Origin of the sequence: Pseudomonas sp. BN417 (assembly GCF_029871205.1) — a bacterium.
Taxonomy (GTDB): Bacteria; Pseudomonadota; Gammaproteobacteria; order Pseudomonadales; family Pseudomonadaceae; genus Metapseudomonas.
Genome location: NZ_SSOJ01000023.1, coordinates 1 through 18,566 on the forward strand (window position 1 = coordinate 1; position 18,566 = coordinate 18,566).

Annotated in this window: 15 protein-coding genes; 5 read left to right on the top strand and 10 right to left on the bottom strand. The window is 65.0% G+C overall.

What is annotated here, in order from left to right:
* Positions 1-410: 410 nt before the first annotated feature.
* The 7 genes from E8F11_RS01370 to E8F11_RS01400 form a co-directional block, all read right to left on the bottom strand.
* Positions 411-1,793: an aspartate aminotransferase family protein gene (locus tag E8F11_RS01370; RefSeq protein ID WP_280287011.1), complete on the bottom strand. Its 1,383-nt coding sequence runs from the start codon at positions 1,791-1,793 to the stop codon at positions 411-413.
* Between the two features lie 201 nt (positions 1,794-1,994).
* Positions 1,995-2,831 (bottom strand): ABC transporter ATP-binding protein, encoded by an 837-nt coding sequence (locus tag E8F11_RS01375; RefSeq protein ID WP_280287012.1) that lies wholly within the window; start codon positions 2,829-2,831, stop codon positions 1,995-1,997.
* Entirely contained in the window at positions 2,819-3,622 is an 804-nt protein-coding gene (locus E8F11_RS01380; RefSeq protein WP_280287013.1) for an ABC transporter permease, read from the bottom strand. Before E8F11_RS01380 ends, E8F11_RS01375 begins: the two co-directional genes overlap by 13 nt.
* A 12-nt stretch (positions 3,623-3,634) precedes the next feature.
* On the bottom strand, positions 3,635-4,615 hold the full coding sequence (locus E8F11_RS01385; protein WP_280287014.1) for an ABC transporter substrate-binding protein: 981 nt from the start codon (positions 4,613-4,615) through the stop codon (positions 3,635-3,637).
* Between the two features lie 180 nt (positions 4,616-4,795).
* Complete coding sequence (locus E8F11_RS01390; protein WP_280287015.1) at positions 4,796-6,199, bottom strand: APC family permease; 1,404 nt, start codon at positions 6,197-6,199, stop codon at positions 4,796-4,798.
* 244 nt (positions 6,200-6,443) lie between these two features.
* Complete coding sequence (locus E8F11_RS01395; RefSeq protein ID WP_280287016.1) at positions 6,444-7,499, bottom strand: ABC transporter substrate-binding protein; 1,056 nt, start codon at positions 7,497-7,499, stop codon at positions 6,444-6,446.
* A gap of 165 nt (positions 7,500-7,664) precedes the next feature.
* Positions 7,665-9,155: an aldehyde dehydrogenase gene (locus E8F11_RS01400; RefSeq protein WP_280287031.1), complete on the bottom strand. Its 1,491-nt coding sequence runs from the start codon at positions 9,153-9,155 to the stop codon at positions 7,665-7,667.
* A gap of 228 nt (positions 9,156-9,383) precedes the next feature.
* Between E8F11_RS01400 and E8F11_RS01405 the strand changes: the two genes are divergently transcribed.
* Entirely contained in the window at positions 9,384-10,298 is a 915-nt protein-coding gene (locus E8F11_RS01405; protein WP_280287017.1) for a LysR substrate-binding domain-containing protein, read from the top strand.
* 130 nt (positions 10,299-10,428) lie between these two features.
* Here E8F11_RS01405 and E8F11_RS01410 read toward each other — a convergent pair whose 3' ends face one another.
* The 3 genes from E8F11_RS01410 to E8F11_RS01420 all read right to left on the bottom strand — a co-directional run bounded on the left by E8F11_RS01410 (position 10,429) and on the right by E8F11_RS01420 (position 14,464).
* Complete coding sequence (locus E8F11_RS01410) at positions 10,429-11,826, bottom strand: tetratricopeptide repeat protein (RefSeq protein ID WP_280287018.1); 1,398 nt, start codon at positions 11,824-11,826, stop codon at positions 10,429-10,431.
* Positions 11,827-11,888: 62 nt separating this feature from the next.
* Complete coding sequence (locus tag E8F11_RS01415) at positions 11,889-13,463, bottom strand: hypothetical protein (protein WP_280287019.1); 1,575 nt, start codon at positions 13,461-13,463, stop codon at positions 11,889-11,891.
* Positions 13,464-13,531: 68 nt separating this feature from the next.
* Complete coding sequence (locus E8F11_RS01420; RefSeq protein ID WP_280287020.1) at positions 13,532-14,464, bottom strand: peptidoglycan-binding protein; 933 nt, start codon at positions 14,462-14,464, stop codon at positions 13,532-13,534.
* A gap of 766 nt (positions 14,465-15,230) precedes the next feature.
* Here E8F11_RS01420 and E8F11_RS01425 point away from each other — a divergent pair.
* From E8F11_RS01425 to E8F11_RS01440, 4 genes are all read left to right on the top strand, one after another.
* A complete protein-coding gene (locus tag E8F11_RS01425; protein ID WP_280287021.1) occupies positions 15,231-16,139 on the top strand; it encodes a glutamate/aspartate ABC transporter substrate-binding protein in 909 nt (302 codons plus the stop codon).
* 181 nt (positions 16,140-16,320) lie between these two features.
* On the top strand, positions 16,321-17,067 hold the full coding sequence (locus tag E8F11_RS01430) for an amino acid ABC transporter permease (RefSeq protein WP_280287022.1): 747 nt from the start codon (positions 16,321-16,323) through the stop codon (positions 17,065-17,067).
* On the top strand, positions 17,064-17,732 hold the full coding sequence (locus tag E8F11_RS01435; protein ID WP_280287032.1) for an ABC transporter permease subunit: 669 nt from the start codon (positions 17,064-17,066) through the stop codon (positions 17,730-17,732). The genes E8F11_RS01430 and E8F11_RS01435 overlap by 4 nt, the downstream gene beginning before the upstream one ends.
* Positions 17,729-18,463: an amino acid ABC transporter ATP-binding protein gene (locus tag E8F11_RS01440; protein ID WP_280287023.1), complete on the top strand. Its 735-nt coding sequence runs from the start codon at positions 17,729-17,731 to the stop codon at positions 18,461-18,463. Before E8F11_RS01435 ends, E8F11_RS01440 begins: the two co-directional genes overlap by 4 nt.
* Positions 18,464-18,566 lie beyond the last annotated feature (103 nt).

Sequence of the window (18,566 nt, forward strand, 5' to 3'; positions counted from 1 at the left end):
CATGGATGCCGCGAGAGGCGTGCGGGGCCATGGATGGCCCCTCACGCCGGGCCCTCGGAGCAATGATGGAGCGAGGGAACCCGACGMAGTCGGGCCGGATGCAGGGGCGAGCGTTCTTGGTTACTTCTTTGGCGTTTGAAAGAAGTGACTCGCCGGGAGGCGAAACAGGGACTCGCAGCCCACTCGATAAGCAACTCGGCTCAGGACGCTCTAGCAACCCTTAACGCAGACATAGCCATTGAAATCGCCCCCACCGGCAGAGCGCGAACCGGGCCGCAACGACGCTCCACCCTTGTGCCAACAACACAAAAAAATCGGCGCGCGGGCAGCAATCCCGGGCGCCGTAAAACTGCCTTGCAGCTGTGGTGAGCGGGCTGCCGGTCCTGGTCACCGGCAGCCCGCAGCGGGACTCAGAGACGTCCCAGCTCCTGTGCGGTGCGATCCACCGCGATCTTGGTCTTGCCGACCAGCTCGTCGATCTCGGCATGGGTGGCCACCAGGGCCGGCGCCATGATCATGCGCCCCAGGGTGGAACGGATGATCAGCCCTTCCTCGAAGCCGATGGTGCGGCAGCGCCAGGCGATGTCGTTCTCGTTGGCGAAGCGCTTGCGGGTCGCCTTGTCTTCGGCGAACTGCAACGCGGCGACCAGGCCGGTGCCCTGGATATCGCCCACCAGCGGGTGATTGCCGAACACCTCGCGCAGGCATTGCTGCAGGTAGGGGCCGGTGTCCTGTTTCACCTGGGTGACCACGCCTTCGTCGCGCAGTGCCTTGAGGTTGGCGATGGCCACCGCCGCCGCCACCGGGTGGCCGGAGTAGGTCAGGCCGTGGGCGAACACGCCGCCCTGCTCCACCAGGACCTCGGCCATGCGCTTGCTGAGGACCAGGCCGCCCATGGGAATGTAGCCGGAGGTCAGGCCCTTGGCGATGGACAGGGTGTCCGGCTCGAAGCCGAAGTGCTGGTGGGCGAACCACTCGCCGGTGCGGCCGAAGCCGCCGATCACTTCGTCGGCGCACAGCAGCACATCATACTTGCGGCAGATGCGCTGGATTTCCGGCCAGTAGGTTTCCGGCGGGAAGATCATGCCGCCGGCGCCCTGGAAGGGTTCGGCGACGAAGGCCGCGACGTTGTCGGCACCCAGTTCGAGGATCCGCTCCTCCAACTGGCGGGCTGCGCGCAGGCCGAACTCCTCGGGTGTCAGGTCGCCGCCGTTGGCGAAGTAATAGGGTTCGTCGATGTGGGCGATGTCCGGCAGCATGCCGCCCATCTCGTGCATGAACTTCATGCCGCCCAGGGCCGTGGCGGCCAGGGTGGAGCCGTGGTAGCCGTTCCAGCGGCCGATCATGATCTTCTTCTGCGGCTTGCCGAGAATCTGCCAGTAGCGGCGCACGGTGCGGATCAGCACCTCGTTGGCCTCGGAACCGGAGTTGGTGTAGATGGCGTGGCTGTAGTGGCCCGGCAGCAGGCTGAACAGCAGTTCGGACAGTTCCACCACCGCCGGGTGGGTGGTGTGGAAGAACATGTTGTAGTACGGCAACTGCTCCAGCTGCTGGGTCGCGGCGGCGGTGAGGTCCTTGCGGCCGTAGCCGAGGTTGGTGCACCAGAGGCCGGACATGCCGTCGAGGTAGCGCTTGCCGTCGTTGTCCCAGAGGTGGAGGCGCTCGCCGCCGACGATCACCCGCGGCCCTTCGGCGTTCAGCGCCTTCTGGTCGAGAAAGGCGTGGATGTGGTGGGCCGCGTCTGCAGCCTGGTAGTCACGGGTTTCGCGTTGGGCCTTGAATTGAGCGTTCATCGATGGGGTCTCCTCGTCCCGTTTTCTGTTGCACCGATGCTGGCCGAAGCCGCCGGGCAGGGAAAATACTAAATATGTCTTCGAGCTATACGAAAAAGCTGCCCTGCCCGCCGGACGCCCAGGCGGCCGCCGCCCGGCGAGGCGCGGGGCATGCGGGCAGGATGGCGGGCGACGAAGTGCACGCCGCCCGTCCCCAGAACCTCAGTGAGGCTCTTCCATTTCGTGATGCAGCAGGCCGAGGATCTCCCGCTTCATCTCGATGAACTGGCGCTCCATCACCATGTCCATGTCCCGCGGGCGCGGCATGGGCACATCCATCTCGCGCTTGATCCGCCCTGGCCGCGCGCCCATCACATAGACCCGGTCGCCCAGCAGGATGGCCTCGTCTATGTCGTGGGTGACGAACACCACGGTCTTCTTGCTGTGCTCCCAGACCCGCAGCAGCAACTGCTGCATCTGCATGCGGGTCTGGCTGTCGAGCGCCCCGAAGGGTTCGTCCATCAGCAGGATCTGCGGATCGTTGGCCAGCGCCCGGGCGATGGCCACCCGCTGCATCATGCCGCCGGAGAGCTGCTTGGGATAACGGTCGGCGAACTGCGCAAGGCCCACCTCGTTCAGGTAGAAGTCGACGATCTCCTCACGCTCGGCGGCCACCATGCCCTTGCGCTTGAGGCCGAACTCGATGTTCTGCCGCACGCTGAGCCAGGGGAACAGGGTGTAGCTCTGGAACACCATGCCGCGATCGGCGCCGGGCCCCTCCACCCGCTTGCCGCCGACGAAGATGCTCCCCGAGGTGGGTTCGGCGAGCCCGGCGGTGAGGTAGAGCAGGCTCGACTTGCCGCAGCCGGAGGGGCCGACCAGCACCGCGAACTGCTGGTCCGGCACGCTCAGCGAGACGTTCTCCAGGGCAGTGAAGGTCTGCCCGTCGGGCGTCTGGTAGCGCAGGCTGACCTGCTCCACCCGCAGCCGGGCCTGCTGGCTGGCGGTCGCGGCGATGCCGACCGGGGAATCTCTGTGCATTGCGGTCACTGCGCCCATGAGGCCACCTTCAGTCGGAACAGACGGAACAGTTGATCGGTCACCAGGCCGAGCAGGCCGATGATGGCGATCGCGAGGAAGATCACGTCCACCTGGAAGCCGCGCATGGCCTTCAGGCTGATGTACCCAAGGCCGCTGCTGGCGGCGACCAGCTCGGCCACCACCAGGTAGGTCCAGGCCCAGCCCATGGTCACCCGCAGGGTATCCAGCACGCCGGGCAGCGACGCTGGACCGAGCACGTGGAAGATCACGTCGCGGCGGTTCGAGCCGAGGGTGTAGGAGGCGTTGATCAGGTCCTTGGACACGCCCTTTGAAACGTCCGCGATCATCACCAACTGCTGGAAAAACACGCCGAAGATGATCACCGTCACCCGCTGCTCCAGGCCGATGCCGATCCACAGGATGAACAGCGGCACGAAGGAGGTCACCGGCAGGTAGCGGATGAAGTTGACCAGGGGTTCGAGGAAGGCCTGGACGATGCGGAAGCTGCCCATCAGCAGCCCCAGCGGCACCGCCGCCAGGGACGACAGGATGAAGCCGATCAGCACCACTTCGACGCTGGCCAGCACATGCTTGCCGAGGGTGCCGTCGGCGCCCAGGCGCCCGGCCGCCTCCAGCACCGCGCCGGGGGTGGGCAGGAACATCGCCGGCACCAGGCCGCCGTAGGACAGCCCGGCCCAGAGGCCGAGCACCAGGAGCCAGCCGAGGGTGCTGGCACTCAATATCAGCTTCGCCGGCAACTCGACCTTGGGGGTCAGGCAACGGCTGAGCCAGTTCTGTCTGGAAGTCATGTTGGTCTCCGCTTACGGGCTGACGAACCGGGTATCGACCAGGTCGTCGTAGGACACGTCGAAGGGTTTGCCTTGCAGACTGCTCCAGGTGTCGTTGGCCAGGCGGATCACTTCCTTGATCTCTCCCGGCTTGCCGGGCGTGCCCAGCAGCGCCTCGCTCATGGCCTGGTCGTAGAAGCGCACCCCCTTGGCCGCGTTGGCCAGCTCCGCCGGATCGGAGAGATAACCGCCGACGCCCTTGGCCATGATTTCGTGGGCCTTGGCGGGGTTGTCGCGGGTGAACTGCACGGCCTTGTACAGACCCTTGACCAGCGCCTTGACGTCGTCCGGCTGCTTGTCGATCACGTCGCAGGTCAGCGCCACCACGTCGACGATCACGCCGGGGGTCTGGCTGCTGTCGATCAGCACCTTGCCCTGGCCCTTCTGGCGCACCATCGACAGGTGCGGTTCCCAGGTCACGGCGGCGGGCACACGGCCGGCGATGAAGGCGGTGGCGGCGTCGTCGGCCGTCATGTTCTGGATATCCAGGTCGGCCATGCTCATGCCGTTGTTCTTGAGCAGGTAGGACAGCCAGAACTGCGACACCGAACCTTCGTTGACCGCCACCGACTGACCCTTGAGATCCTGCAGGCTGGCGACCTTGTCGCCCACCAGCACGCCGTCGCCGCCGTAGCTCTCGTCGAGCGCGGCCACGGCCTTGAAGCAGAACTCGCCGGAGCGGTACTTGAGCACTTCATCGATGGTCGAGGCCGACCCGGAGAGCTGGCCGGACGCCTGGGCGGCCATGTACATCGAGGCTTCTTCCATGGTGGTCAGCTCGACGTCCAGGCCCTGCTCCTTGAAGAAGCCGAGATCGCGGGCCAGGTACAGGGTGCCGTAGCCGACCCAGGTGGTATGGCCGATGGACAGGGTGCCAGCCTGCGCGCCGGTGGCGATACCGGCGGCCAGGGCGATGCAGCCAAGGGGTTGGGTGATGCGACGCAGTTTGAACATGGAACACTCTCCCGCAGCCTGGTGGCTTTGCTTTGTTGTTGGATTTGCAGGGCAGTTGCTGGCCAGAAGGCCAAGGTCGTTCCACTGCGCCGGCCTCTGGCGGGCCGGCGGCAGGCAGGGCCCGGCGCGTTGCCGGGCGGGATCGGGGCCTTGCCGGCCCCGGATGAATCGGTCAGGGGCTCACTGGGCCCGCTCCAGGGGCTCGGGGCGGAACAGGTCCTTGCGCATGACGAACTTGATCCAGACCACGGCGATCAGCGACACGAGCCCCAGTACCACGCCGGCGATGCCGAAGATCTTGCCGGTCATGTCCGGGCTCGGAGAGGCGTACCAGATGGCGTAGAACATGCCGGCGATGCCGAAGAGCTGCGGCAGCGGATAGAAGGGCGTCTTGAACGGTCGGGCGATGGCCGGGTAGCGGCGGCGCAGGGCGATCACATCCAGGTGGACGATGATGTAGGCCAGCAGCCAGGCCAGGGCGGCGGCCAGCAGCAACAGGCTGATGGACGCGGAGTCCTGCCCCAGCACCAGGATCGGCAGGCCGGTGATGGCCGCCACGAACAGCACCGACACCCACGGCGTCCGGGCACGCGGGCTGAGGCGCTTGAACACCGGGAAGGCCTGGCCGTTCTGCGCCATGCCGTAGAGCATGCGCGGGATGGCCGCCAGCGAGGAGTTCAGGGTACTGAAGGTGGCGGTGACGGAGGCGATCACCAGGAACAGCTCGCCGGCCTTGCCGAACACGGTGGTGGCGAACAGGTAGTGCGGCAGCGCGTCGGTGGTCAGGGCTTCGCGCGGCACCATGAACAGCGCGCCCAGGCAGTAGAGGCCGATGGTGATGAAGATCACCGTGAGGCCGATGATCATCGAGCGCGGGATGTTGCGCTCGGGCCGCTTGGTTTCCTCCACCAGCGGGCAGACGAACTCGGCGCCGACGAAGCCCCACACGGCCAGCGCGGTGAGGGTCAGCACGCCGGCGCCCATGGGGTTCCAGTCGCCGTGCAGCACGGTGCTGGCGGTTTCTGTCGGCGCGCCTTCGAAAATGGCGGCAAGGCCGATCAGCAGCAGCACGAACACCATCACCACCGCCAGGGCGGTCTGCAGCTTGGCGAAGATGTCGATGCCCATCAGGTTGAGCACGGTGAACAGGCCGAGCACGCCGAAGGCGATGCTGAAGGGCGGGAACACGCCCGGGTACACCTTGCCGACGATCAGGTCGAGCAGCAGCAGTTCGGCCGACAGCGCGAACATGGCCACCACCACGTAGCCGGAGAAGGTCGCCAGGATGGCCGGGAGATGGCCCAGGGCTACTTCGGTGTAGCTGGAGAGACCACCGGCGCGGGGAATCATCAGCGACAGTTCGGAGAAAGAGAACGCGTAACTCAGGGCCAGCAGGTAGGCCAGTCCCAACGGCACGATGAAGCCCAGTCCGGAGAAACCGGCCCCCTGCAGCATCAGCACCATCACCCCCTGGGACACCACCAGGCCGATGGCCACCGACAGCAGCGCACCCAGACCCAGCACACGGCGGAAACCCACCGCTTCCGCCTGCCCATGGGCAGCAACGGACACACTTGCACTCATGACACTCTCCCGATCTTGTACTTCTTATTCGCCCGCCTTGCCGTAGATGCCGGCGGGCTTGGTAGTGCGAGGCGCGACAGGAGCCGGCCTCGCCAGTCACGCCCTGCTCGGCCGCCGCAACTCGCGGCGCCTGCAGGGCGCAATGCTCGACGTAGGGTGGGCCGGGCGGCGTTCCGCTTCAGCCCACCAAGGGCCTGGCTGGTGGGCTGAAGCCCACCCTACCCAATGCCCCCATGCAGATGGATCAGCGTGCAGCCCAGGCGTTGAAGCGCTCCTCCAGCTCCTCGCCGTGGTTGACCCAGAACTCGGCGCTGACCAGTTGCGCCTCGGCCAGGTTGGCCGGTGCGGTGGGCAGTTGCGCCTGGGTGGCGGCGGGCAAGGCGCTCAGGGCGTCCTTGTGCACCGGACCGTAGGGGATCTGGCTGGAGAAGGTCTTCTGCGTCTCGGCCTGGCTGGCGAAGGCGATGAAGCGCTCGGCCAGGGCCTTGTTCGGGCTGCCGCGGACGATGGCCCAGTGGTCCGGGTCGTAGAGGTTGCCGTTCCAGACGATGGCGAGCTTCGAGCCCTCCTTCTGCGCGGCGGCGATGCGGCCGTTGTAGGCGGCGGACATCACCACATCACCGGCCACCAGCCACTGCGGCGGCTGGGCGCCGGCTTCCCACCACTGGATGTGCGGCTTGATCTCGTCCAGCTTGCGGAAGGCGCGGGTCACACCGTCCGGGGTTTCCAGCACCTTGTAGAGGTCTTCGCGCTTGACCCCGTCGGCCAGCAGCGCGGCTTCCAGGGTGTACTTGGCGCCCTTGCGCAGGCCACGCTTGCCGGGGAAGCGCGAGACATCCCAGAAGTCCGCCCAGGAGCTGGGCGCGCTGGCCAGCTTGTCGGCGTTGTAGGCCAGCACCATGGACCAGACGTAGCTGGCCACGCCGCATTCGCTGACGGTGCCGGGCATGTAGCTGGCGGATTCGCCGAGCAGGGCCGGGTCCATCCGTTCGAACAGGCCCTCCTCACAGCCGCGCAGCAGCTCGGGGCTTTCCACCTCCACCACGTCCCAGGTCACCTGGCCGATATCGACCATGGCTTTGACCTTGGACAGCTCGCCGTTGTACTCGCCGGCCACGACCTTGCCGGCGCCGCTCTGTTCGAAGGGTTTGAAATAGGCCGCATCCTGCGCGGCCTTGGTGGCGCCGCCGAAGGAAATCACCGTGAGGCTATCGGACTGGGCCAGGGCCGGAGCGCTGGCGCCAGCCAGCAGGGCAAGACCGAGGGTGACACGGACGTACGGGTGCAAGGACTTGAACATGGAGACTCCCTCACTACTTTTTCGGTTGTGGTCAGTTGCTGAGGCAGTTGTGGCCAGGAAGCCGTGAACCCACGCGTGGCACCACGCGACAGGAAGGTGTTTCTCGTTATGGGCGGCCGCGCACCGTAGGAGCATGCGGCCGGGTCGTCATCGCGACCGAGGAACTCAGCGCAGCTGGAACCAGGTGGTCTTCAGCTGGCTGTACTTGTCGAAGGAATGCAGCGAGAGGTCGCGGCCGAAGCCGGACTGCTTGCCGCCGCCGAAGGGCACGGCGACGTCCAGGGCGTCCACCGTGTTCACTGAAACCGTCCCCGCCTTGAGCGCGCGGGCAACGCGGTGGGCGCGGTTGAGGTCATCGCTCCACACCGAGGCGGCCAGGCCGTAGACGCTGTCGTTGGCCAGGCGGATGGCCTCTTCTTCCGTGTCGAAGGCGCTGATGGCCAGCACCGGACCGAACACTTCCTCCCGCGCCAGCTGCATGTCGCTGCCGACGTCGGCGAACAGGGTGGGCTCGATGAAGTTGCTGGAGCCGTTGAAGCTCAGGCGGCGACCACCGCCCAGCAGGCGGGCGCCCTCCCCTTGCGCCTGCTCGATGAAGGCCATGATGCGTGTCGCCTGCCCGGCGTCGACTATGGCGCCGGCGCGGCTGGCCGGGTCGAGCGGATCGCCGGGCATCCAGTCGCGGGCCTTGGCGACCAGGCGTTCGATGAACTCGTCCTGGATCGAACGCTGCACATAAAGGCGCGAGTTGGCCGAGCAGACCTCGCCCTGGTTGAAGAAGATGCCGAAGGCGGCCTTCTCGGCGGCCAGGTCCAGGTCCTGGCAGTCCGCGAACACCAGGTTCGGGCTCTTGCCGCCGCACTCCAGCCAGACCTGTTTGAGGTTGGACTGGGCCGAGTACTGCATGAAGTACTTGCCCACCTGGGTGGAGCCGGTGAACACCAGGCAGTCCACATCCGGGTGCAGGCCGAGGGCCTTGCCGGCGCTTTCGCCGAGGCCCGGCACCACGTTCAGCACGCCTTCCGGCAGCCCTGCCTCCAGGGCCAGCTCGGCCAGGCGCAAGGCGGAGAACGGCGATTGCTCGGCAGGCTTGAGCACCACGCTGTTGCCGGCGGCCAGGGCCGGGGCCAGCTTCCAGGCGGCCATGTCGAGGGGGAAGTTCCAGGGCACCACGGCGGCGATCACGCCCAGCGCCTCACGGGTGATGGTGGCCAGGGCATTGGGCGCGGTCGGCGCCACCTGGTCATAGAGCTTGTCGAGGGCCTCGCCGTACCAGGCGAAGACGTGGGCGGCGCCGGGCGCGTCGATGTTGTACGCATCCATCACCGGCTTGCCCATGTTCAGCGAATCCAGCAGGGCCACCTCTTCGCGATGTTGCAGCATCAGGTCGGCGAGGCGCAGCAGCACCTTCTTGCGCTCCACCGGCGCCATGCGCGCCCAGGGGCCTTCGTTGAAGGCACGGCGCGCGGTGCGCACGGCCAGGTCCACCTCAGCCTCGCCGCAGGCGGCGACGCGGGCCAGCAACTGGTTGGTGGCCGGGTTGATGGAATCGAAGGTTTCGCCGGAGGCGGCGGCGACCTGGCGGCCACCGATCAGTGCCTTGTCGTTGAATGCTTGCCGGGCAGCCTTCTGCTGCCAATAGCCGAGATCGAACACGCTGCACTCCCAGTCGACCGTCTGCGCGGTCATGTTGTTTTTCGGGTCGAGGCAGATGGTGCGCCAGAGTCCGGCAGAGGAAAATTATTAAAAATATGCTCGAGTCATATGAAAAAACTCGGCAGCTCGCCGGGCCCGGAGCGCCCTTCCTGGGGTAAGGTGCAACCCACAACGACGAGAAGAACCGGCCGCCCGCGCAAGCGCCCGCGGCCGAAAGCAGAGGTGCCCGTGGCTACCTATACCTTGCGACAACTCAAGTACTTCGTGACGACGGTAGAGGCCGGCAGCGTGGCCGAAGCCTCGCGCAAGCTGTACATCGCCCAGCCGTCCATCTCCACCGCCATCAAGGGCCTGGAGGAAAGCTTCGGCGTGCAACTGTTCATCCGCCACCACGCCCAGGGCGTGTCCCTGACCCCCAGCGGCACCCGCTTCTACCAGAAGGCCCAGGAGTTGCTGCGGGTGGCCCGCGAGTTCGAACAGAACGCCCTGGCCGACAACGACATAGTTGCCGGGCAGATCGACATCGGCTGCTTCGAGACTGTCGCCCCGCTCTACCTGCCGCAACTGATCGCGGGGTTTCGCGAGCAGTACCCGGGGGTGGACATCCGCATCCGCGACGGCGAACAGCAGGAACTGGTGCAAGGCCTCACCGCCGGCACCTTCGACCTGGCCTTCCTCTACGACCACGACCTGGACAGCACGATAGCGACCGAGCCGCTGATGCCACCGCAAAAGCCCTACGCGCTGCTGCCGGAGAACCACCGCTTCGCCGGCCAGGCCCAGGTGTCCCTGCGCGACCTCTGCCTGGAGCCGATGATCCTGCTCGACGTGCAACCGAGCCGGACCTACTTCGTCAGCCTGTTCCATGAACTGGGCCTGACGCCCAACATCGTCTTCAGCTCGCCGTCTATCGAGATGGTGCGCGGCATGGTCGGCCAGGGCTTCGGCTTCTCCCTGCTGGTCACCCGCCCCCATTCCGAATGCACCTACGACGGCAAGAAGGTGGTGACCCTGGACATCACCGAATCCGTGGCCACCTCCGGCCTGGTGGCCGCTCGCCTGAAGCGCGGGCAATTGACCAAGCCGGCGCAGCTGTTCGTGGATTTCTGCCGGGAGCGGTTGAAAGCGGGGGCCAGGGAGTGATCGCCGCGAAGGTGCGCGTCCTGGGGTATGGGTAGCAAGACAGGCTTGAACGCTCCCGTTTTTTGCATGGGGCAACGACTGCCGCAGATCCCCATCGAGCCGTCGCTGCCGCCGCCCGCCTTACCCTCCGTCAATTGCAGCCAGTGCCGGACTCCTGCAATTTGCGCTTGGCCAAGGCCAGGTTGTTGATTGCCCTTGGATTCAGCGGGTCCAGGGCAACAGCCTTCTCGAACTTCGTCTGGGCGTCACAGAATTGCCGTTGTTTCAGGAGGAAATGGCCGTAGGAGTTGTAGACGGTGCCATCTCTCAGAGGCTGCATCGGCTCCAGGGCTACCGCTTTATCGTATGCGTTGCGGGCATCGGCACTGTTTCCGGCTGCGGAGTAGGCCAATGCGATGTTGTACCAACCCAGATAGAAGCCTGGCTTCTTCTCGAGCACACCCTTGAGCATGGCAATGGCCTTCTCGTTGTTGCCCTCGGCCTTCCGCAACTGGCGCGCTTCGGCGAACTCCCGATACTCCTCCGGGCTCAGCAAGCTGCTCGTCTTGTCCAGCAGCGCCTCGTATTGCACAAGCTGCCTGGACGAATAGTCATCGCGCTTGCGCTGGGAGTCGGCAATGGCCTGTATCGCGCCCTGCGGCGCGTTGATTCCGCGCTGGGTGGCAAACAGCTTGGTACCTGCCTCGGCAAGCGACTTGTTCACGCGAAGCAGGCTGTAATACCTGTAGATTCCACTCTGCTCATCCAGGACCACATGGCTGTCGACGACTTCAGCGGAAGCCGAGAGGTCCGTGGCAAGCCGGACCGAATCGAGCTGATCGTTGCTGGCGTTCAAGGTCCCGGCGAGGAACCGGCTGGCACTCTGGATGGCATTTTTCTTGGCGTTGTCCTGGGCGTCCCGCAAATCGGGACCATCGGCGACCCCGACGAAATAAAGATTGCGACTGTCCTCGGGAATCGACCTGACCCAGGTCGGCACGTCGTCTCCTGCGTAGGCCAGGCCGATCACCCCCCGTCCGCGACGATCGACAACCTGTGCCAGGTCGGGATCCTGGATTTTCTTGAACTTCGCATACAGGGCATAGAACTCATTCAAGGGAACCTGCTTGTCTTCTGCCTTGAACATTCCATAGTCCTTCACCTTCCGCTTCATGTTCAGAACGATGTACTCGACGCTCTCTATCGACTTGCTCAACGAACGGTGATTGTCCAGACCAACCAGGCTGACGATTCCGGTCGTGATGCTGATCAGCACCCCGCAAACGACGGTGATCACTTTCACCGACTGAAAGCTGAAGTTCTGAATCGCAGCGGACAGGGCGCCAAGGACCAGGATAAAGACGGCCAGCCCGATCTCGATTCGCCACAAGCGCCGCCACTCGCTGAGTTGGTCGTCGCACTCCTTGAGAATGTCGTTGAAGTACGCCTGGGTAACGCTGTCATCCAAGCCGTCAGCGAAGGCCAGGCGGCTCACAGATATGCAAACGAGCACCAGCAGGGCTGTTTGCCTCAGGGTCATCGCTTTCATGCTCGTGACTCCTTTCCTCTCGATCGAGGACTGACCGAACCCTCGCCCACACCTCGCCCCCTTCAGCTCCAGGGACGCGCCTCGATGCGCAACGTGCCCTTCACGCCCGGGCGCACCTTCTGCTCGATGGGAATGTCGAAGCTCACGCCTGAGCCGCCGGGCAGGGGGGTATTGGCGGCAGCGATGCCCGGCTTGCCCGGATTGGTCTCCTGGAGGCCATACTTCAGCGTCCAGCCGCCGATTGCATTCGCATCGGGGAAGGCCTCGACCAGAATCTGCCGATGCAGGATGTACCCCCCTTCGTAATGCCTTTCGAGGAACAGCACGCCATCCACCCGGTAGTCCGGCACCAGGATCCGCAACTCGAACGCGAAGCTGACCGACCCCGAGGCCTTCACACTCTTGTCCGGGTCGAGGAACACCGAGAACAGATGCGGGCTCTGGCCGCGGTCCGGGGCGCGCTTGTTACCGGGAGCGCTGGGAAACAGTTGGTCGTAGGAACGGAAGATCGCCGAGTTCTCGCGCACTTCGCGGCGGGTGATCTGCCATTGGCTGCCACGGATGCTCACGGCCACCTCGAACTGGTAGGACGCCTTGACCTCCTTGCCGGCGTCCAGCTCCTTCTGGACTTCGGTGGGCAGGGTGATGTCGTCGATATCCAGCACGCCGTCGACCCGCAACTTGCCGAACAGGAAGCGGGTGAGGTTCTGGTAGCCCTCTTCCGAATTGACGATGCCGTAGTAGCCGGAGTGGCTGCGATGGACGAATGCCCGCGGCGAAAAAAGGTCCTTGCCATTGGCATCGGGGCCGTGGGTGGTGGCGTTCGCGATGCGCACCAGGCCGTCGCTGGCATCCCCGGCCGCCCAGGACGACGCGCCGGCGAGGACCTTGTAGTCCTTGGGATTGGTCCCCACCAGGTTGAAGATCCGCTGTGGCGGGAAACCCTGGACCACGGATACATCGTCGCTCCCTTTCGGCAGGCCCAGGTAACCCGCCATCCGCTCGCGGTTGAAGTTGTCGACGTCCCCGAAGGTCAGCCAGCCCGGCACATTGCGCACGATGCGCATGTCGATGCCGTTGTGCGGGGTGGCATAGGTGAAGAGCTTGTCCACCGCCTTGCGAGCTTCGGCGGTACCGAACCCGCTGTTCTGCAGGAAAGCACGGCAGATCAGGCCGCCCATGGAATGGGCGACCAGGTGCACCCGGAAATCGGCGGCAGCTACGCCATTGGCGGGATTGGCCACTACCTTCTGCTTGAGCTTGAGGATCAGCGCACCGAGCCCCCTGGCGAAGTGCTCGATCGGCGGCGTATTACCGGAGCCGAATACCTCAGAGGCCTCGTCGTAGTAGCGGTAGATGACCACGCAGCGGTAGGGAATCTGCGCATCGGCGCCATCGAGTTTCTCCAGGCCATCGTCGAACAGGTCGTCGTACTGGTATTCGCCCATCAGACGCACCAGCGGCGACTCGAAGAAGTAACGCTGGGTCTCCCCGGTCCAGCCCCTGCGCGCACGCGTAGAGCCGAGGTTGAAGCCCATGTAGGGGTCGGAGACGGCGTCGTCGATCTCGCCGGAAGTCGCGGCAAAGCCGCGCACATAGATGATCGGGTGGTAAGGGTGCAGGTTAGAGGCAGGCATGCTGGCGCTCCTTGCTGGCTGGTCAGTGGGCCGCGGCCCCCGGGGCGGAGGCCTGCGGCGGTTCGGCGTCAGGCCACCAGCTGCACGATCAGCGCCGCGTCCGCGACACCGGTCGCTGGCAGCCCCTTGGCGTTCTGGTAGTCCTTGAGCCGCGCGGCGCTGGTCTGCCCGAACAGGCCATCCGCCTTGATGTCCGCGCCATGGGCGGACAGGCCGAGCTGCACCAGGCGCACGTCCAGACCACGCGCCATCGGCGTCTGCAATGCCAGGGGGCGGCTGCCTGGCTGCGGCCCGTCATAGCAGCCCGGTGGCGTCGCGTTCAGGGTCGCCGTGGAGATTTCCAGGCCGCGCACCACCAGCGGCAGGTCCAGCCCCCAGTGGCCGAGTTCGATCAGCCTGCTGAAGGCCTGCGTCCGATAGACCGTGGCGTGCAACACCTTGTTGTCGTGGTTGGCGAGCCAATCCTCACGGGCCTCGACGTAGGCCGTGATCCACTCCTGCTCACCTACCGCCTCCAGGCTGCCCCTGTCCGCCAGGACGCGGTCGCGAATACGTCCCCAGGAGCCGTGGACCGTGCTGTCATAGACGACCGCCAATCCCAGCGGCGTCGTGATGTGCAACTCTTCGGCGGCATTCTCGGCGCGTTGCCAGTAGACCTGGTCGAAGAACAGGTCCTGGGTCTCGCGCATCACCGCGTCATCGGCACTCGCGCGCAGGATGTTGTGCAGGTGCCGGTCGTGATCGAGCGTCAGGTCGCGGGCGCCGATCCGATCGAGATATTCGGCGAGGCGATGGCCGAATCGCGCGCCCGGGTTATTGCAGTAGCGCTGGATCAGCTCATGCAGGTTTCCCGAGGCCAGCGTGGTCTGCGATCGGCCGAACGTCAGGTGGCCGGGATCACCCTTGATCAGCGTGACGCTGCCGTAGTCCCCCAGGACGCTGCTGGTTTCGAAGATATTGACGATGGCCTGGGCGGTTCTCTTCTGCATCGGCGTCAGCATGGTTTTTCTCCCTTACATATGACGAACTACGCGGGGCCCGGACGGCACTTGCGCCGGGCGTGACGCAGCGTCGCTGCCTGCTGGTGCACAGGAGGAGAAATCGACCCGGACACCCGCCGGGCAGCGCCACGCCAGGCGCGCGCCCTGGCAAACGGCCAGACGCACCAGCGAGGCTTCACGGACAGCCCTGGCGCCGGCCTTCAGGGCGAAGGCCCACCTGGGGCAAGGGGAGATGATGGAGGGGTCAGGGGGGAGTCTCGCGCCGGCATGCCAACCCTGGCGTTCAGATCCACCGATCCGAGCGTATCAACCTCCTCACCGTTCCGATGACGAGGAGCGACACCCGGCTCAGGTACTGCGAGCTACACCTGCTCGCGAGCGTCCTGCTCATCGACGCTGCATATTTAGGGCTAGTCGAGCGCCACAGTGCTGTCCACCTGGCCGGGCCGGCGGAACGACGAAGGGCGGCGGGCTGGCGCCAGGCGGAGGGTCCGACTGGATTCGGCCGGCTTCACAAGGTGACCAGATGGTCGACCCACCCGCTTCGTTCGGAAATCCGAACGAGGTTCGGCACGGATATTCGGAAGGCCGGACAAGACGTTTTTCCAGTTAGCTCCCTATCTAAATAAAACACTTTATTTTCAATAGGTTAGACATAAATTCAGACTGCCATACAGATGGCACGCATCCTGCGAATACAGATCCCCGACGGACGCGACATCCCGCTCGCGCCGATAAGAACAATCAACATCGAGGACTGTCGTTCATGCGTATGCTCCCCAAGATTCTGGCCGCCGCTATCGCAGCAACCCTGATTTCCGCTCCGGCCTTCGCCGCCGAACTGACCGGTACCCTGAAGAAGATCAAGGAGACCGGCACCATCACCCTCGGTCACCGTGACGCCTCCATCCCCTTCTCCTACCTCGGTACCGAGCCGGGCAAGCCCGTCGGCTACTCCCATGACATCCAGCTGAAAGTGGTCGAGGCCATCAAGCAGGAACTGGGCATGCCGGACCTGAAAGTCCGCTACAACCTGGTCACCTCCCAGACCCGCATCCCGCTGGTGCAGAACGGCACCGTGGACCTGGAGTGCGGTTCGACCACCAACAACCTGGAACGCCAGAAGCAGGTTGGCTTCTCGGTGGGCATCTTCGAAGTCGGCACCCGCCTGCTGTCGAAGAAATCCGCTGGCATCACCGAGTTCGAGAACCTGAAAGGCAAGAACGTGGTGACCACCGCCGGCACCACCTCCGAGCGTCTGCTGAAGAGCATGAACGCCGAGAAACAGATGGGCATGAACATCATCTCGGCCAAGGACCACGGCGAGTCCTTCCTGATGCTCGAATCCGGCCGCGCCGTGGCCTTCATGATGGACGACGCCCTGCTCTACGGCGAAATGGCCAAGGCCAAGAAGCCCGACGACTGGGTCGTTACCGGCAACCCGCAGTCCTACGAGATCTACGGCTGCATGGTGCGCAAGGACGACGAGGCCTTCAAGCAAGTGGTCGACAAGGCCATCGCCGCCACCTACGCCTCCGGCGAGATCAACGGCATCTACGACAAGTGGTTCACCCAGCCCATCCCGCCCAAGGGCCTGAACCTGAACTTCCCCATGAGCGACGAGCTGAAGAAGCTGGTGGCCAACCCCACCGACAAGTCGGCTGAAGAAATCTGACGCCGCCACTCTCCGCTTCAACTCCCCTCTCCCTTCAGGGAGAGGGGTTGGGGGAGAGGGTGGTGGGCACCTGCATCGTCATGCAGCCCTCTCCCCGGCCCTCTCCCTGAAGGGAGAGGGAGTTTCCCCCCTTCCACTGCCTTCAACCGCAGACAGATCGACCTGATAGGGGACAACCCTGATGAATTACAACTGGGACTGGGGCGTGTTCTTCAAGTCCACCGGGATCGGCAGCGAAATCTACCTGGACTGGTTCGTCACCGGCCTGGGCTGGACCATCGCCATCGCCCTGGCGGGCTGGATCATCGCCTTGTTGCTGGGCGCGCTGCTCGGCGTGATGCGCACCGTACCGAACCGCTGGGTTTCCGGCATCGCCACCGCCTACGTGGAAGTCTTCCGCAACGTGCCGCTGCTGGTGCAGCTGTTCCTCTGGTACTTCCTGGTGCCGGACCTGTTGCCCGAGCCGCTGGAACTCTGGTTCAAGCAGGACCTCAACCCGGCCACCTCGGCCTACCTCAGCGTGGTCGTCTGCCTCGGCCTGTTCACCGCCGCCCGCGTCTGCGAGCAGGTGCGCACCGGCATCCAGGCACTGCCCAAGGGCCAGCTCGGCGCCGCCCGCGCCATGGGCTTCCGCCTGCCGCAGATTTACCGCTACGTGCTGCTGCCCCAGGCCTTCCGCATCATCATTCCGCCGCTCACCAGCGAGTTCCTCAACATCTTCAAGAACTCCTCGGTGGCCTCCCTGATCGGCCTGATGGAGCTGCTGGCGCAGACCAAGCAGACCGCCGAGTTCTCCGCCAACCTGTTCGAGGCCTTCACCCTGGCCACCCTGATCTACTTCACCCTGAACATGAGCCTGATGCTGTTCATGCGCCTCGTGGAGCAAAAGGTGGCGGTGCCCGGCCTGATCTCCGTAGGGGGTAAATAATGGATTTCAGCGCGATCATCCCGGCCCTGCCGGGCCTCGGCGACGGCCTGCTGATGACCCTCAAGCTGATGCTGCTGGGGGTATTCGGCGGCGTGGCCCTGGGCACCCTGCTGGCCCTCATGCGTCTGTCGCACAACCCGATGATGTCGAAGATCGCCGGGCTCTACGTCAACTACTTCCGCTCCATCCCGCTGCTGCTGGTGATCACCTGGTTCTACTTCGCGGTGCCCTTCCTGCTCCGCGCGATCACTGGCGAGGACACCCCGGTAGGTGCCTTCACCTCCTGCCTGGTGGCTTTCATGATGTTCGAGGCGGCGTATTTCTGCGAAATCGTCCGCGCCGGCATCCAGGCCATCCCCAAGGGCCAGATGGGTGCGGCGCAGGCACTGGGCATGAGCTACGGCCAGTGCATGCGCCTGATCATCCTGCCCCAGGCCTTCCGCAAGATGACCCCGCTGCTGCTGCAGCAGAGCATCATCCTGTTCCAGGACACCTCCCTGGTCTACACCGTGGGCCTGATGGACTTCCTCAACGCCGCCCGCTCCCGTGGCGACATCATCGGCCAGCCCCACGAATTCCTGATCTTCGCCGGCCTGGTCTATTTCACCGTCAGCTTCGCCGCCTCCCAGCTGGTCAAACTCCTGCAGAAAAGGTTAGTCGTATGATTTCCATCAAGAACGTCAACAAGTGGTATGGGGACTTCCAGGTGCTGACCAACTGCAGCACCGACGTGAGCAAGGGCGAAGTGGTGGTGGTGTGCGGCCCGTCCGGCTCGGGCAAGTCCACCCTGATCAAATGCGTCAACGCCCTGGAACCCTTCCAGAAGGGCGACATCGTGGTCGACGGCACCTCGATCGCCGACAAGGCCACCAACCTGCCCAAGCTGCGTTCGCGCGTCGGCATGGTGTTCCAGCACTTCGAGCTGTTCCCGCACCTGTCGATCACCGAGAACCTCACCATCGCCCAGACCAAGGTGCTCGGCCGCGGCAAGGACGAGGCCATCGACAAGGGCCTCAAGCTGCTCGACCGCGTCGGCCTCAAGGCCCATGCCCACAAGCACCCCGGCCAGCTCTCCGGCGGCCAGCAGCAGCGCGTGGCCATCGCCCGTGCCCTGGCCATGGACCCGGTGGTGATGCTGTTCGACGAACCCACTTCGGCGCTGGACCCGGAGATGGTCAACGAAGTGCTCGACGTGATGGTCGAGCTGGCCCAGGAAGGCATGACCATGATGTGCGTGACCCACGAGATGGGCTTCGCGCGCAAGGTCGCCGACCGGGTGATCTTCATGGACCGTGGGCAGATCGTCGAAGACTGCGCCAAGGACGAGTTCTTCGGCGACGTCAACGCCCGCTCCGACCGCGCCCAGCAGTTCCTCGCCAAGATCCTGCAACACTGATGCACCTGTAGGAGCGAGGGGGACGCCCAGTTCTTGCTCGCGAATGGCCCCGAGCACTTCGCCAGCAAGCTGGCTCCTACGGCCCCACCCCACCACTCGGCGC